This window comes from Oleiphilus sp. HI0132, assembly GCF_001635845.1.
The window spans coordinates 1-534 of sequence record NZ_LWGJ01001370.1 but is presented as its reverse complement, the minus strand read 5'-3'; the positions used below and the strand labels follow the sequence as shown (position 1 = coordinate 534).

Sequence of the window (534 nt, the reverse complement as noted above, 5' to 3'; positions counted from 1 at the left end):
GAGAATTTTACTCTAGATCAATTTCTGGAGGAGGTTGTGCTTAACGAGTTGGTTAGCGGCAACGGGCAGTTTTGTGCCTATACGGTTTATAACAAAGAGGCTCTTTAGATACGGATAACAACAAGTTAAAGCACTTGTCAAAGAAACTCAAACAGCGAATCACTGGGAGCGAAATTGATGGAAGCTAAAAATGGTAATGGATTGTTTGTTATTGACGAGAGGGGCAAATTTTATTTTACAGCGCAAGGTAAGGAGCAGCTTAGTGGGTTGTTCGAATTGGCAGGAATTGATTTTGATAATATCAGAAGCTTTGATGATTACATCAGAGCCCGAGAACACGCTTCCCCATATTTTGGTTTGTGGCTCAAGAAATACTGTGAAAGTTTGCCCGACAGTAATGACTACAGAATGATTAAAGCTTGCCTTCTTGAAAGACCGCTACATTTAGAGTGAACTTCGGTTTAAATAAATATGTGACTAGTGGTATGTAAGAAGATATTACGTATCACTGTACTTAATGAAAATTGAATCTGC

1 protein-coding gene is annotated in these 534 nt (G+C 38.6%); it reads left to right on the top strand.

Features of this window, described 5'->3' with window-relative positions; all coding sequences use genetic code 11:
- The first annotated feature begins 177 nt into the window (after nt 1–177).
- A complete protein-coding gene (locus A3766_RS21015; RefSeq protein ID WP_068515084.1) occupies nt 178–453 on the top strand; it encodes a hypothetical protein in 276 nt (91 codons plus the stop codon).
- Nucleotides 454–534 lie beyond the last annotated feature (81 nt).